This window comes from Shewanella sp. SG44-2 (assembly GCF_014164215.1).
Classification (GTDB): Bacteria; Pseudomonadota; Gammaproteobacteria; order Enterobacterales; family Shewanellaceae; genus Shewanella; species Shewanella frigidimarina.
The window spans coordinates 1-14041 of the sequence record NZ_JACJEU010000033.1 but is presented as its reverse complement, the minus strand read 5'-3'; the positions used below and the strand labels follow the sequence as shown (position 1 = coordinate 14041).

Annotated in this window: 14 protein-coding genes; 3 read left to right on the top strand and 11 right to left on the bottom strand. The window is 41.9% G+C overall.

The window, feature by feature from the left end; translation table 11 throughout:
* Positions 1-22: 22 nt before the first annotated feature.
* Entirely contained in the window at positions 23-1612 is a 1590-nt protein-coding gene (locus H5181_RS17960; protein WP_102036283.1) for a GMC family oxidoreductase, read from the top strand.
* 72 nt (positions 1613-1684) lie between these two features.
* On the opposite strand, the gene H5181_RS17955 is transcribed toward H5181_RS17960, so the two are convergent.
* The gene (locus H5181_RS17955) at positions 1685-2176 is read right to left on the bottom strand and encodes a TIGR02444 family protein (RefSeq protein WP_182751674.1); all 492 of its coding nucleotides are present in this window, start codon (positions 2174-2176) and stop codon (positions 1685-1687) included.
* Positions 2177-2248: 72 nt separating this feature from the next.
* A complete protein-coding gene (locus H5181_RS17950) occupies positions 2249-4159 on the bottom strand; it encodes an ABC transporter ATP-binding protein (protein ID WP_182751673.1) in 1911 nt (636 codons plus the stop codon).
* A gap of 176 nt (positions 4160-4335) precedes the next feature.
* On the opposite strand from H5181_RS17950, the gene H5181_RS17945 reads away from it, so the two are divergent.
* A complete protein-coding gene (locus tag H5181_RS17945) occupies positions 4336-4533 on the top strand; it encodes a YheV family putative zinc ribbon protein (RefSeq protein WP_059744585.1) in 198 nt (65 codons plus the stop codon).
* 37 nt (positions 4534-4570) lie between these two features.
* Here H5181_RS17945 and H5181_RS17940 read toward each other — a convergent pair whose 3' ends face one another.
* The 8 genes from H5181_RS17940 to sfsA all read right to left on the bottom strand — a co-directional run bounded on the left by H5181_RS17940 (position 4571) and on the right by sfsA (position 11870).
* Positions 4571-5089, bottom strand: a complete 519-nt coding sequence (locus tag H5181_RS17940; protein WP_011638721.1) for a hypothetical protein — start codon at positions 5087-5089, stop codon at positions 4571-4573.
* Between the two features lie 499 nt (positions 5090-5588).
* Positions 5589-6443 carry a pantoate--beta-alanine ligase gene (gene panC / locus H5181_RS17935; protein ID WP_182751672.1) on the bottom strand — a complete coding sequence of 285 codons (855 nt, stop codon included), beginning with the start codon at positions 6441-6443 and terminating at the stop codon, positions 5589-5591.
* A 241-nt stretch (positions 6444-6684) separates the two neighbouring features.
* Entirely contained in the window at positions 6685-7479 is a 795-nt protein-coding gene (panB, locus tag H5181_RS17930; RefSeq protein ID WP_011638719.1) for a 3-methyl-2-oxobutanoate hydroxymethyltransferase, read from the bottom strand.
* Positions 7480-7547: 68 nt separating this feature from the next.
* The gene (gene folK, locus H5181_RS17925) at positions 7548-8033 is read right to left on the bottom strand and encodes a 2-amino-4-hydroxy-6-hydroxymethyldihydropteridine diphosphokinase (protein ID WP_182751671.1); all 486 of its coding nucleotides are present in this window, start codon (positions 8031-8033) and stop codon (positions 7548-7550) included.
* 5 nt (positions 8034-8038) lie between these two features.
* Positions 8039-9340 (bottom strand): polynucleotide adenylyltransferase PcnB, encoded by a 1302-nt coding sequence (pcnB, locus tag H5181_RS17920; protein WP_059744576.1) that lies wholly within the window; start codon positions 9338-9340, stop codon positions 8039-8041.
* Between the two features lie 241 nt (positions 9341-9581).
* Positions 9582-10463: a tRNA glutamyl-Q(34) synthetase GluQRS gene (gluQRS, locus tag H5181_RS17915; protein ID WP_182751670.1), complete on the bottom strand. Its 882-nt coding sequence runs from the start codon at positions 10461-10463 to the stop codon at positions 9582-9584.
* Positions 10464-10603: 140 nt separating this feature from the next.
* The gene (dksA, locus tag H5181_RS17910) at positions 10604-11047 is read right to left on the bottom strand and encodes an RNA polymerase-binding protein DksA (protein ID WP_011638715.1); all 444 of its coding nucleotides are present in this window, start codon (positions 11045-11047) and stop codon (positions 10604-10606) included.
* Between the two features lie 118 nt (positions 11048-11165).
* A complete protein-coding gene (sfsA, locus tag H5181_RS17905) occupies positions 11166-11870 on the bottom strand; it encodes a DNA/RNA nuclease SfsA (protein ID WP_102036220.1) in 705 nt (234 codons plus the stop codon).
* Between the two features lie 144 nt (positions 11871-12014).
* Here sfsA and pepB point away from each other — a divergent pair, with 144 nt between their 5' ends.
* Positions 12015-13289 carry an aminopeptidase PepB gene (pepB, locus tag H5181_RS17900; protein WP_011638713.1) on the top strand — a complete coding sequence of 425 codons (1275 nt, stop codon included), beginning with the start codon at positions 12015-12017 and terminating at the stop codon, positions 13287-13289.
* Positions 13290-13343: 54 nt separating this feature from the next.
* Here the strand turns inward: pepB and thpR are convergent, their stop codons facing one another.
* A complete protein-coding gene (gene thpR, locus H5181_RS17895) occupies positions 13344-13889 on the bottom strand; it encodes an RNA 2',3'-cyclic phosphodiesterase (RefSeq protein WP_182751669.1) in 546 nt (181 codons plus the stop codon).
* Positions 13890-14041: the final 152 nt, after the last annotated feature.

Genomic DNA, 14041 nt, shown 5'->3' with positions numbered 1-14041 from the left:
CCCTTATGTAAGGAGCTCTCCCTTGGCCATTATTGATCCTATTATTACCGGATTAAGTGCAGGCTGGCATCATATTGATGCCAGTACCTTAGAAATGGATCGTCACTTTGACGCTGATGTTGTTATTGTTGGTACCGGAGCGGGCGGTGGCACCGCAGCAGAAATACTCACTGAAGCTGGATTGAAAGTGATTATGATTGAAGGCGGCTCGCTTAAATCATCAACTCACTTTGATATGGAAGAGCGCCACGCTTATCCGAATTTGTACCAACAAGCTGCTGCAATGAAAACTGCTGATAAAGGTATTGGTATATTTCAAGGTCGAACGGTAGGCGGTTCAACCACGGTCAATTGGACTACTTCAATTAGAACCCCCGAGCAAACCTTGGCATTTTGGGAGCAAGAAAAGTCAGTAAAAGGCCTGTCTTCGCAAGATTTACTGCCTTGGTTTGAGTTAATGGAACAGCGGCTCAATATTGAACAGTGGCAGTTTGAACCCAATAGAAATAATGGTGCATTGCGCGAAGGTTGTGAAAAACTGGGTTGGGATTACACCGTTATTAAACGTAATGTTAAAGGTTGCTGGAATACCGGTTATTGTGGCATGGGTTGCCCCGTAAACGCCAAGCAATCAATGCTAGTGACCACCATACCTGCTGCCTTAGACAAAGGCGCAACGCTGATTTCTCGCGCTAAAGTGATCAAACTTGAACACAAAGGCGATCAAGTTGTTGGTTTAACGGCCCAGGCATTAACCGAAGGGCTAAAGCCAACATCGGTGAACATTACCTTTAGTGCTAAACATTATATTTTAAGTGCGGGTGCAGTTCATACACCAACGATATTAATGCGTTCTAACACCCCAGATCCACATAAACAATTAGGTAAAACGTTTTTACATCCGTCATTGTTATCGGGCGGTATTTTTGCAGAACAAATTAATGGTCACAGTGGTGCGCCGCAATCTATCTATTCAGATGAATTTGTTTGGCGTGATGGCGCGTCTGGTGATCTAGGTTATAAGCTTGAAGTTGCGCCTGTACATCCCGTGTTGATTGCATCTAAAACCATTGGTTATGGTGTGAGCCACGCACAATTAATGGCTAATTTTAACCAAATGCAGGTGACTATTGCGCTTATTCGTGATGGTTTCAATCAGCAATGTCCTGGTGGTCAGGTAAGATTAACCGATACTAGTTTGGCGTTAGATTATCCTTTAGATAAAGGTTTTTGGGACGGTGCTCGTAGGGCATTTTTGTCGATGGCCGAATTACAATTTGCTGCAGGTGCCAAAAAGGTGTTGCCGATGCATGATGGCTTGGCTTTTCTTAATTCGTGGAGTGAAGCAAAGCAGGCTATTAATAATGCCGATTTAGGTTTATTAAAAACCATTGTCGCGTCGGCCCATGTGATGGGCGGTTGTGCAATGGGTGAAGATAAAACCCTTTCAATGGTCGATGGTTTTGGTAATTCGCATTACCTTGAAAATTTATCGGTGATGGATGGTTCGGTATTCCCAACCAGTTTAGGCGCGAATCCGCAGTTGTCTATTTATGGTATTGTGGCTCGAAATGCAACGGCATTAGCACAAAAATTGACTCAAACTGGCTAGATTAACTACCTTGATATGCCGCCGCTGGGCGGTATATCAAGGTAATATTACAAGTCGTAACCAGACAATGTGTTACGAGTTAGTCAAACCTGCTTGGGTGGTTAATTCAGCCATAATGCTTACATCTAAGCCAAATAAGCTAAGATAGTGTTGTATATTACTCGGCTCAGTATTATCAGGCTCAGCATCTAACGTTGTCCCCTGCAGCAAGTTCAATTTATGCAATAACATGTACTGAGATTTACGTTCCATAATTAGCTCTACGTCGAGCATTTTTTGATATTCTTCACTGTCTAAGTGTACTTTAGCAATCCGACGTAATCGTCGATAAGGTTGCAACACATTTTCTTCCCATTGTTCTATAGCACCCGTTAATAATTCCCACTGCTGCTGGGTTAACACATAATGTTGTTGATCTAGGTATTGAGCTAATAGTAAAAGGTTAACATTTACTTGGTAATAATCTTGTAAGCCCATGTAAAATTTAGGATTAATTGAATAGTTTTGTTCGCAATCACGCCAAATTAAATAACTGAATGTTTGGTGGTGAGAAGGCCGCGACATACCGTATTCCTTGTTGCCTTTGTGATGCTATTTTACACCACAAATGACAATAAAATAATGAAGAGCAATTGCTTATAGGCAATCTTGCTCAAAAATTTCGATCTTCTCTTGAATCTCTAACCAATGCATTTCACTTTCATCCATAGCTTGAGTCAGCGTAGTCCGTTCGTTGAGAACATTGGTCATTTTAGCTTTGTTCTCTGTTTCGTATAAGCTGCCATCGGCTAACTCAATTTCTAATTCGGCTAATCGGGCATTAATTTTTTGCTGTTGAGTTTCTAACTTTACTTGTTGTTTTTTCAGCGGCGATACTTTCTGACGTAATTCAGCTTCCATTCTTTTTTGCTGTTTTTTATCAACAGCATCGCTGCTAGCGCCTACATCTGTTTTGTTGTTGGCTTGTGCTAGTTTAGCGGCATCTAGCAACCATTGATGGTAGTCATCTAAGTCGCCATCAAAAGGTGTTACAACACCTTGGTCAACTAAGTAATAATCACTACAACTTAATCGTAATAGGTGACGATCGTGTGACACGATAACCATTGCGCCCTCAAAGGTTTGCAATGCCATGGTGAGTGCGTGACGCATCTCTAAATCTAAATGGTTGGTCGGTTCATCGAGTAATAGTAAATTTGGACGCTGCCAAACCACTAATGCTAATACTAGGCGGGCTTTTTCGCCGCCAGAAAACGGCCGTACTGGCGATAAGGCCATATCACCATTAAAGCCAAACCCACCTAAAAAGTTACGTAATTCTTGTTCGCGAACACTTGCTGGCGCGAGTCTAGCCAAGTGTTGCATTGGAGAATCATCAAGCGTTAAAAATTCAACTTGATGCTGAGCAAAATAACCAATATTTAATCCTGGGTTAGGTTGATACTTACCCGTTTTGGCTTGTAGTTGGCCTGATAACAGTTTGATTAGTGTCGATTTACCGGCACCATTTCTACCCAACAAACCAATACGCGCACCAGGAACGAGATTTAACTCAACCTGTTTCAGGATGGTATTATCTTCATAACCAATAGAGACATTTTCCATTACCACTAATGGGTTCGGTAGCGCTTCTGGTTCTCTAAAGGCCATTTGAAATGGATTGTCTACTTGCGATGGCAGCAACTCGGCCATGCGCTCGAGTGCTTTCAAGCGGCTTTGTGCTTGTTTAGCTTTACTGGCTTTATAGCGAAAACGATCAACAAATGACTGCATATGCGAGCGCTCTTTTTGCTGACGCTCAAAGGCTACTTGCTGCTGGGCCATGCGTTCAGCGCGAACTCGTTCAAAAGAAGAGTAATTACCTTTGTAGTAATTTAATTTGTGATTTTCAACATGAACAATTTCACCAACAATGCCATCGATAAAGTCACGATCGTGACTGATCAAAATGAGTGTCCCTTGATAAGATTTTATCCAACCTTCTAACCAATACATGGTGTCTAGGTCTAAGTGGTTGGTTGGCTCATCGAGTAACAATAAGTCTGAACGACATAAGAGTGCTTGGGCTAAGTTGAGGCGCATACGCCAACCACCAGAGAAGCTTTTTACCGGGTTACTTTGGTCCGCATCCTTAAATCCTAAGCCTGCTAATAGCGCGCCTGCTCGCGCTTTAATGGCATAGCCGCCAATTGCATCAATTTTGCCATGAATAAGCGCAATGGCATTACCATTATTGTCGGTTTGAGCTTTCTCTAGTTGGGCTTCTAAATCTCGGTATTCGGTGTCACCGTCGAGGACATACTCAAGTGCCGACACATCTAATGCTGGAGTTTCCTGCGCAACAGAGGCAACTTGCCAACCTGAGGGGAAACTAAACTCACCTTTATCTAGATGTAAATGACCTAAAATCAAGGCAAGCAATGATGATTTACCTGTACCGTTGGCGCCGACAAGGCCAACCTTGTGTCCGGGATAAATCGTCAGTGAGGTTTCATCGAGTAAGGTTTTACTGCCGCGAATTAACTGAGCTTGGCTTATGTTGATCATTAATTACAACTTGATACTTAAGAATAGAATAATGGTGCAGATAATATCGCATCTACGATTTATTTCCCACAATCACGGGACTCATGTGGGCTAATCATGGCAAAATAGGCGTATAAATCAGGTAAAGACCTTATTGAGTTAACAGCTCAACCAGTAAACACTAAGTCGAGTAAATCATGACCAAAATTAAAAAGCGTTTTGTTGCAGGCGCTAAATGCCCTAAATGCAGTGCTAAAGACAGTATTTTATTGTTTAAAGAAAATGGAATTGAAACGGTTGAATGTACTGACTGTGATTACCGTGAGCAACAAACAGATATTAAAGTGCCTCAAAAAACGACTGGCAGCATGATAGGAGTGTTCAAACCGGATTAACATTGAGTGACACCTCAACGCTAATGACGAGTTGAGGTTAGTTACTCATATATTCGTCTGGTGGAGTTTCTGCAGATATCTTCATTTTATGCTTAGTTAATATTTGGATAACATTAGTATTATTTTTAATGAGGTCGTTAAAGCGTGTAGTGATTTCTTGTAATTCTAGGCCATAACTTGGGTCATCTTTGGGTTTAGTTTGCCAGTAACGCTTACGATCTAATTTTTGCACTTCGCTAGCGCGTAAAATTTCGAAATAGCTGTTTTCTTGATTTAAGCGATAAATTTCACCATCAAGTAGTTGCAGTAATTCCTCTTTAGAAATGGTTTGTTTATTGAGGAGTGCTTCTAAGGGATCTTGTTTGAGCTCGCGCTTGTCAGAGTCGACCTCAGTGGTGATACCTAATTGATATTCAATTTTATGCTGGCTATATTCTTGGGGGCAAGTTGTTTGGCTGAAAACGACTTTTTCATCCATCATGCATTTGTAAATAGTATTAGCTTGAGCAGTAAAAGCGCCCATGGCGAGTACGATGAATAACAGTCTTTTTGCCATGCGGCCACACATCCTTTTGTCATCACTATTACGATTTTGATATCAGAGGTTTACGTTTTCGACACTAGGGCCTTGTCGATGATGCATTCAACCTAACAGCTGACCACCATGTCTAGCTGTTAATAGGTAAGCAATCACCATTTACGGATTTTGGTTACAGGTTTTTTTATTGAATCTTACTAACCCACTTATTTAGCTCGTGTTTTGATGAGCTTATTTACTTAAGCAGATTAGCATATTTTAGCGCTTTGCAAGTAAGACATTCCCCATACTCGTTACCGGACATTGAATACTTCGCAATCATATTTTTGCTAACAAAATAGCAATAATCACGTCGGTAACATTACTCTACCGATTAAATATGGTTCAATTTTATCGATAAAACCAGTTTTTTGACAATGGAAATTTCAATAATAAAAAAATCTTTTTATTTTATTTTATTTTATTTTATTGGCTTAAGCTAAAACTGAATGATTTTTAGCTTAAGCCATCTATATGCCTAACTTGAATGACGAGAAAATGACACATTGTCAATCAAGCGCGCTTTACCGAGATACGCTGCCCCAATAACCACTAGCTCACTGTCTGCTGCTGTGACTTGACGCAATGTATTGGCATTTCTCACTTCGAGATAATCAGGAGTAAAACCAGCTGTTATCAGTAGTTTTTTGGCTGTGGTGATAGCTTGTTGTGTTGCTTCACCGCGTTGAATCGCGTTAACAATACTGTCTAATGCTTGTTTTAATGTTGCTGCTGAGTGCTTTTCTTCAATGGTTAAATAGCCATTACGAGAGCTCATCGCAAGACCCGATTGTTCTCGGATAGTTTCCACCCCTATTACATCAATCGGCATCGATAAATCTTCAACCATGGTTTTGATAATCATCAATTGTTGAAAATCTTTACGGCCAAATAAGGCAATATCAGGTTGAACAATATTAAACAGTTTGGCGACTATGGTGGCCACACCACGAAAATGACCTAGACGACTTGCACCGCATAATTCATCGCCAATTTCAGGTACTTCAATGTAGGTTTGTTGCGCCAAGCCTTTGGGATAAATGATTTCTGGTGTTGGAGTGAAGAGTATTTCTGTTCCGGCAGCCATCAGCTTGTCACTATCTTGTTCAAGTGTACGTGGGTAACCGTCTAAGTCTTCATTAGCGCTAAATTGCATTGGATTAACAAAAATAGATACCACCACATGGTCTGCGCGCTTTTTAGCTTCATTCACTAAGGTGATGTGACCTTGGTGTAAATTACCCATAGTCGGCACAAAAGCAACCGTTTCGCCTTTGCTGCGCCAAGTCTTAACATGTTCGCGAATGGTTGAGATAGCGGAGGTGGTTATCATTTTCTGTTCGAACCTTAATAAAAACAATGTAGTCATTGATATAGATTTATTGATTAGCCTTAACCCTGGTAAGAGCTAGGGTAATCGATAACAACGGGTGTATTTTACATCTGCAAATCAAACTTGCCGTGTGTTGCTAACTAGGTGCATCGACTTATCAATTGTCGATAGAGTGTAAGTCAATGCAGCGTAGATAGCAGGGCAAAAGATTGTAATAAACCTTTATTATCAGAATTATATACTAATTAAAGGTATGTTCTTCAGCAGGGAATGTGCCGTTAGCAACTTCATCAATATAGGCTCTGATAGCCGAGCGAATTTCGCCGGTTTGTTTGAGGTAGTTTTTTGAAAAACGGGGAATGTAGCCACTCGAAATGCCTAACACATCATGCATAACAAGTATTTGACCATCGGTGTCAGCACCCGCGCCGATCCCAATAACTGGAATGGTTAGTGCTTCAGTAATGGCTTTAGCCAGTGGGGCTGGAATACACTCAACCACTAATAATTGCGCACCAGCAGCTTGCAATGCTTTAGCTTCATCTAGAATGCGTTGCGCGTTATCAGCATCGCGACCTTGCACTTTAAATCCGCCAAAAACGTTCACCGACTGTGGTGTTAATCCTAGGTGAGCACAAACTGGAATACCACGTTCGGTTAACATTTTTACGCTTTCAAGTAACCAATGTCCGCCTTCTAATTTGACCATGCTGGCACCTGCCTGCATTAATATTGCCGCGTTATTCATGGTTTGCTCTGGGGTGCTATAACTCATAAACGGCATGTCTGCGATGAGTAATGCGCGCGCAACACCACGTTTAACACAAGCAGTATGGTAAGCTATATCGGCAATGGTTACTGGTAAGGTATCGTTATGGCCTTGAAGCACCATACCGAGTGAATCACCCACTAAAAGTACATCCACACCTTCACTGTCAAATGCGCCGGCAAAACTAGCGTCATAAGCCGTTAATGCGGTGAACTTTTTACCTTCTTGTTTGAACTTGATCAGGGTCGAACTGGTGACTTTTGACATAGTAGACTCTTAAAACAATATTGAAATACTAAAAGCTGAGCTTAATGTTCTGTCTGTTAAGATCAACTTTAATCGATAAGCTTTTGCAATTCATCACGCATTGCCACTCTAATAAGGCTTTCAAGGCTTGTATTACACGGTAATATTAGCGCTGGTGCAATGTCTGCTAATGGAACTAACACAAAACTGCGTTGCTTCATGCCGTAATGAGGCACACAAAGACGAGGTTCGTTGATGTGTTGTTGACCATAGAGTAACAAATCTAAATCTAAGGTACGAGGTCCCCAATGCTCAAGCCGTACACGCCCTTGTTGTTGCTCAATCTCTTGTAAAGCATCGAGTAACTCAATGGGCATTAGCGAGGTTTGAAACCCCGCGACAGCATTGACATAATCTGGCTGAATAACATCACCCATGGGCTTGGAACCATAATAAGCTGACACTGTAAAAGTGTTGTTTATTGCCAATGCTTTTAGCGCCAATACCGCAACATCGAGTTGTTGTATTGGTTCGGCTAAATTAGCGCCTATGGCGACATAAACTTGGACCGCCATGATTGTTATTCTTCCGCAGGCTTGGCTGCTGGTTTACGGCGACGTTTACGCTGTGGTGCATTTCTGTTGCGACTATTACTGCCTTTGATGCTTTTAGCTATATCGCTACGGTCAGTTTCATCGGCTTCTACAAATGCCTTCCACCACTCAGCTATCTTGGCAATATTACCCATTTCAACTTCACCGCGCAGTAGCAGTAAATCATAAGCTGCTCTGAACTTAGGATGCTCTAGCAGTTTAAATGCTCGAGTGCCTTGACCACGTTCTAATCGTAACTGCAATTGCCAAATGTCGCGTGCAGGAGTGCTGAATCGGCGTGGTAAACTAATTGTTAGGCACTGTTTTTCAAGCACATCACCCATTGCAGCAACATATGCATCGTAATGAGTTAAGCCGCTTTCAATGGCAATATCATCAGCTCGTTGCTTAACGGGATACCATAAGATTGCCGCAAAGAAAAATGCCGGAGTCACGGTTTTATCTTCGCTAACACGAATATCGGTATTACGCATAACGACTTGCAGCATTTTAGCGGCATGCCCTTTAGGCGACTCTTCAATTAATGCACCGACTTGTGGGAACAAGGGCGCGAATAAACCAAAACGTTGCATCATGTGGTAATTGGCTTCTGCTTTACCAGCAAAAAACAGTTTTAATACTTCTTCATACATGCGCGCAGCAGGAATATCGGCTAGCAATGGAGCAAGGGCTTTGATGGGATCCGCTGTCACTGCATCGATTTGCATATCAAGTTTCGTTGCAAAACGAACTGCACGAAGCATACGTACCGGGTCTTCGCGGTAACGCGTATCTGGATCGCCAATAAGCTTAATCGTTCTAGCATTGAGATCGTTTATTCCACCACCATAGCTGCGAATAGAATAATCACTGATGTCGTAGTAGAGCGCGTTAATGGTGAAGTCGCGACGTTCAGCATCTTCATCAATCTCACCGTAGACGTTATCGCGTAATAGACGACCTTCAGCGTTGGATTTGGACACTTTATCATTGCTTTCACTGTGGTGACCGCGGAATGTGGCAACCTCAATGACATCACGACCAAACACGATATGCGCCAGTCTAAAACGACGGCCGACTAGGCGACAATTGCGAAATAACTTTTTAATGTCATCTGGAGTGGCATTGGTAACGACGTCAAAATCTTTCGGTTCAAGACCTAATAGAATGTCACGTACTCCACCGCCGACTAAATAAGCTTTGTAGCCTGATTTATTAAGACGATAAAGGACTTTTAGTGCATTTTCACTAATTTGACGACGTGAAATTGAGTGACCATCTCTGGAGATAATATCCAGACGTAAGCCATCTTCTTGAATCGGTTCTTCAAGGACTGGAGCTACTTTGTTGTTTTCAAATAGCTGTTTACAGAATTGGCTAATACGGCGAAAAATAATACACCTCGGAATGCTATAATAATTTGATTAAAAATCTGGCGGGTATAATACATTAAATGTGACTGAATGAGTATACGTGCAGTTGCGCTAAAAAGGGCTTAATGCAATAACTTATGTCGGTTAATGACGATACCTAGTCGTTTATTGTCGATAAGACAATTTCTTTTTGTGCTGGAATCGTGCTTAGGTCAAATTGTTCAACAGCCTGTTTTAGCATCACCTCTACTGAATCTATATCGACAGCTTTTTGGCCTAAAAAGGTAAGCGCGGCATTAATACTGGCTTGAGGGTGAATGACATCGATAGCTGGAGCATAATTTTGCTTGGATAATTTAAAGCCTTTCTCGGCACAAACTAACGGCAAATGTAGCCAATCAGGAGGCGTAAATTCCAATTGGGTAAACAAACTTATTTGTCGGCAACTGGCTTCAAGTAAATCACAACCTCTGACCACTTCAGTTATGCCTTGATACGCATCGTCGAGTACAACGGCGAGTTGGTAAGCATACAAACCATCACTGCGTTTAATAATAAAGTCTTCTTCGGCGAAAGCTTTATCAACCACCACCGGGCCTTGAAGTTTATCAACAAAATGATCAACTTTAACGTGATTACGAATTCGAATTGCACCGTGTGTCAGTCTAGGCTGAAGTCGGCCACAACGGCCGTCATACACGCCGCCACTGGTTTGGATTATTTTACGTGTGCATTGGCAATAATAAGCAAGATCACTGGCGATAAACGCTTCAATTTGGTCTTGATAAACCTGATATCGTTGCTGTTGAAATAGTACGGTTCCATGCCAATGTAAGCCGTAGGCATCGAGTGTTCTAAGGATATTATCGCTTGCACCGGGGACTTCGCGTGGCGGGTCGATATCTTCTATGCGGACAAGCCATTGGCCTTGCTGACTGTGCGCGCGAAGATAACTGCCTAATGCTGCAACGAGTGAGCCAAAATGCAGTGAACCTGATGGTGAGGGCGCAAAACGTCCGATATAGGATGGGGGAATCATGTTATAGCGTTGTTTGTCGTTAACATCGTATTGTTATTATCGTCAGTTAATCTGACAACACAATAGCCTTGTTAATTTGTTAGTGGGTAAATAAAGTAAAATAAAAAGGGCGAGATAATCTCGCCCTAATCAATAACGGGTTAACCCGCCATTTGTTTTTCTTTTATTTCAGCTAACGTTTTACAATCGATACATTGATCGGCTGTAGGGCGAGCTTCAAGTCGACGGATACCAATTTCTACACCACATGAGAAGCAGAAACCAAAATCATCTTCTTTGATCAACTGTAAAGTCTTTTCAATCTTTTTGATCAATTTACGTTCTCTGTCACGAGCGCGTAATTCTAAGCTGAATTCTTCTTCTTGTGCTGCACGGTCGACAGGATCAGGAAAGTTTGCAGCTTCATCTTGCATGTGAGTTAACGTACGGTCGACTTCTTCACGCAATTGGTTACGCCATGCTTCGAGGATCAATGTAAAGTGACCACGTTGCTTGGTATTCATATACTCTTCACCAGCCGATTCCTGGTAAGGATCTACTCCAGCGATAGCGAGTACGCCAAGTTTTTTCGTGCCTTGAGGCATAACGCATCTCCTGTAATCATTTGCGTTTTAAGGACGTCTTAAATTTATGGCCGCTATCTATACCAGAAACTCTATAGCGTGGCAAATTTTTTACCTGTTATTTAATTTTTATTTTGATCTACAGCATGACTTTACAAGCTGAAGTGATCAGGCTTCCCTGTGGCGAAAGCGCTGTTTTATAAGCTAGCACTTCAACGCCATTTGCTACGGCTTGTTCAAGTAAGTCTGCGTAATGTGGATCTATGTGTCGCGCGGGTTTAACACTCGTGATGCCACTGTGCTGCACCACAAATAATAAAACCGCACGATGGCCTAATTCCACCATGTGGATTAATTCTCGCAGATGCTTCTGTCCACGCGTGGTTACAGCATCTGGGAAGTAACCTATTTGATCTTCTAGCAAAGTACAGCTCTTCACTTCAATATAGCACTCAGGTCGGTTTTGGCTAGTGAGCAAGATATCGATGCGGCTATTTTCACTGCCGTACTTCACTTCACGTTTTAAATGCTCGTAACCTAACAGTTCGGTAATCACTTGCCGATTAATCGCTTCTTCTGCAAGAGCATTGGCTCGTCCGGTATTAATCCCGATATAATGCTGCTGATCTGTCTGCATTAGTTCCCATGTGTGGGCATATTTTCGTTTTGGATTGTCGGAGGTGGAAAACCACACCTTTTCACCAGGGAATAAGCAATTTTTCATTGAACCAGTATTTGGGCAATGAATAGTGATTTCTTGCCCGTTAGGTAGCATGATATCGGCAAGAAAGCGTTTGTATCGTTTAATTAATACACCGGACTCTAATTCGGGAGTAAATTTCATCGATGACTCATCTAATGAGTTGATTTACAACAATGCTAACAAACTTTAGCTTGGTTTATCGATTATGTTTTGTCTACACTACTGCCATTAGCTCGTGATTAAGCTCGAGCATTGGTGTTATTTGGCTTACTACAAGGGATTATTATGAATATTATGACCGTTACGCTCACCACCGAAGCCCCTGCAGAACATTGGGGTAAAGCTGATGTGACTTACCAAGGTACTAAGGCAACAATCCATCTATCGGGTAGCGATGAACTGCGTCAAGTACAGATGGCGGCAAGAAAAATCCGCAATCAAGGCATTAATTATGTGCAGCTGGACGGCGGCTTATGGACCCTGAATTCACAGTGGGCATTTGCACAAGGTTTTGCCACGGCTAAAGCAGGATACCAAGTGGATTGGTGTGGTAGTGACGCCGATAAAGAGACGTTGAATCAACGTGCTGTAGCGGCCCAGTTTGCTCGTAAATTGATTAATGATACTCCTGAAGATTTATCGCCATTATCGTTAGCTAATCAAGCGGCGTCTTGGTTAAAAAATATTGGTGGTGACCATGTCAGTTTTAACATTATTGAAGGTCATGAATTATTAGAAAAAAAATGGGTCGGAATTCATGCTGTTGGTCGTGGTAGTGAACGTCCTCCTGCATTGTTAGAGCTTGATTTTAATCCGTTAGGTGCAGATGCTCCTGTCTCTGTTGCGTTAGTGGGCAAAGGCATAACGTTTGACTCAGGCGGCTATAGCTTGAAGTCGTCAGAAGGCATGTTAGCGATGAAGTGTGACATGGGCGGAGCTGCCACGGTTACTGCTGCATTAGGATTAGCCATGAAGGCTGGTTTGAACAAACGCGTTAAGCTATTTTTATGTTGTGCAGAAAACTTAGTTAGCGGTAATGCTTTCAAGCTGGGTGATGTTCTAACCTACAAAAACGGCACCACGGTTGAAATCGTTAATACTGATGCTGAAGGACGTTTAGTGCTAGCTGATGGTTTACAAGCTGCATCAGAAACGGGTGCAGGCTTAATTATTGATGCTGCAACGTTAACTGGTGCCGCAGTGATGGCAGTGGGCTCAAACTACAACGCCATTTTTTCACCACAAAAGGCGACATTACAGCTTGCCCAACAATGTGCTGAAGCCGTTTCTGAAAACGTTTGGCCATTGCCGTTGGATGCTTGGCATAAAGATATGTGTCCATCAGCTTATGCTGATACAGCAAACAGTCGACCAGTTAAAGGTGGCGGTGCTGGTGGTGCATCAAATGCGGCCGGTTTCTTATGGCGTTTTGTTTCACCAAAAGCGAATTGGTTACACGTTGATCTTGCTGGAGCTTTTGAATCATCAGCGTCGGCGTTATGGGCCGCTGGTGCGACAACGCATGGCGTATTGACGATTGCTGAGTTATTAAAAGACTAGCCATCAGGTGCCAGTATCATAAAACCGTCGCTCACATTCTGTGGTGACGGTTTTTTATTTTTGCAGTAATGGCCAACTTTCTAATATTGTGTAGTTAACGTTATTGTGGTGGCCAGTCGATTGATATAAGTGCAAATGGCTTGGTGCGATAATGAGCTGAGTGTCCTTTACCACGGTTGGTAAAGAAGCTGTTGTCACCCCACGAAATAGACTAATGTGCGGAACATAATCGTATTGACTGACGGCAAGATGATGAGTTTTTGCAATGTTCTTAATGTCATTTGCCATAGTGTTTAATGATGTACTCGCTTGTCCTTTTAAACAGATTAATTGTGCTGTTTGCCACCAAGCGAAGGTGTCGATAATTTGGCTGAAAGTTGTTTTAGGCATCTGATTTATTGCTTCGCGGATTTTTGAACAAGTGGTCGGATCTATTTGACCGAAAAAGCCTAATGTTATGTGTAAGTTGTGTGCTAAAGTGGCTACTGAATTTGTATTTATTTTAGTTGTAAGTGTTTGTTGTAGATGTAATATTTTATCTATTTGTGGTTTGTCTAAGCTAAAGCCGACAAATAATCTTGCTGACGAAGGTGTTTGCATCTGGTTGGCCCTATTATTTATTGAGCTGAAACATAAACGTTGATAGATTAACAATGCTACTAATTTTAAAAACATATCGTGGTTTCAGTTAACTATATAATCAATATTGTGCTTATAGTTAGTGCTTATAGTTAGTGCTTATAGTTAGTGCT

What these genes read in the sequence shown, in the direction of transcription:
- folK (WP_182751671.1), bottom strand. Translation starts at nt 8,033, where the DNA reads ATGGCGGTCCAAGTTTATGTCGCCATAGGCGCTAATTTAGCCGAACCA.
- panC (WP_182751672.1), bottom strand. Translation starts at nt 6,443, where the DNA reads ATGATAACCACCTCCGCTATCTCAACCATTCGCGAACATGTTAAGACT.
- panB (WP_011638719.1), bottom strand. Translation starts at nt 7,479, where the DNA reads ATGTCAAAAGTCACCAGTTCGACCCTGATCAAGTTCAAACAAGAAGGT.
- thpR (WP_182751669.1), bottom strand. Translation starts at nt 13,889, where the DNA reads ATGCAAACACCTTCGTCAGCAAGATTATTTGTCGGCTTTAGCTTAGAC.
- gluQRS (WP_182751670.1), bottom strand. Translation starts at nt 10,463, where the DNA reads ATGATTCCCCCATCCTATATCGGACGTTTTGCGCCCTCACCATCAGGT.
- dksA (WP_011638715.1), bottom strand. Translation starts at nt 11,047, where the DNA reads ATGCCTCAAGGCACGAAAAAACTTGGCGTACTCGCTATCGCTGGAGTA.
- H5181_RS17940 (WP_011638721.1), bottom strand. Translation starts at nt 5,089, where the DNA reads ATGGCAAAAAGACTGTTATTCATCGTACTCGCCATGGGCGCTTTTACT.
- H5181_RS17945 (WP_059744585.1), top strand. Translation starts at nt 4,336, where the DNA reads ATGACCAAAATTAAAAAGCGTTTTGTTGCAGGCGCTAAATGCCCTAAA.
- H5181_RS17950 (WP_182751673.1), bottom strand. Translation starts at nt 4,159, where the DNA reads ATGATCAACATAAGCCAAGCTCAGTTAATTCGCGGCAGTAAAACCTTA.
- H5181_RS17955 (WP_182751674.1), bottom strand. Translation starts at nt 2,176, where the DNA reads ATGTCGCGGCCTTCTCACCACCAAACATTCAGTTATTTAATTTGGCGT.
- pepB (WP_011638713.1), top strand. Translation starts at nt 12,015, where the DNA reads ATGAATATTATGACCGTTACGCTCACCACCGAAGCCCCTGCAGAACAT.
- sfsA (WP_102036220.1), bottom strand. Translation starts at nt 11,870, where the DNA reads ATGAAATTTACTCCCGAATTAGAGTCCGGTGTATTAATTAAACGATAC.